The 270-nt window shown below is 56.3% G+C and carries 1 pseudogene; it reads right to left on the bottom strand.

Annotated elements, in window-relative coordinates:
* Positions 1–270, bottom strand: a pseudogene (locus tag SB753_RS37525) (cysteine hydrolase); the annotation flags it as partial.

The following is a 270-nucleotide window of genomic DNA, read 5'->3' as shown; positions in this document are numbered from 1 at the left end:
AGCCCTCAAATCCCTGGAGGTTCAGAGCGCCTTCTCGCGCGAACGTACCGGTTGCGAACTCGTCCGCTTCCAGCGGACCGTTGAACTTCCATGCGCGATCGGTCGGAAAGAAGTAATGTGGAGATATGAATACATTGACTTTCGCGGCTTTTGCGGCCTTGAAGATCCTCAACATGTTTTCGACGGTTCTGTTTTCCGTGACGCTAGCGCCCACCGCACCCCAGTTCTTGCCCGTCGGGCTCAGCACGTCGTTCTGCGGGTCGATGAAGA

It is taken from the genome of Paraburkholderia sp. SIMBA_053 (assembly GCF_046534895.1).
In the GTDB taxonomy this organism is placed as follows: Bacteria; Pseudomonadota; Gammaproteobacteria; order Burkholderiales; family Burkholderiaceae; genus Paraburkholderia; species Paraburkholderia caledonica.
The sequence above is the reverse complement of the archived record's forward strand: the minus strand, read 5'-3'. Positions and strand labels throughout refer to the sequence as shown.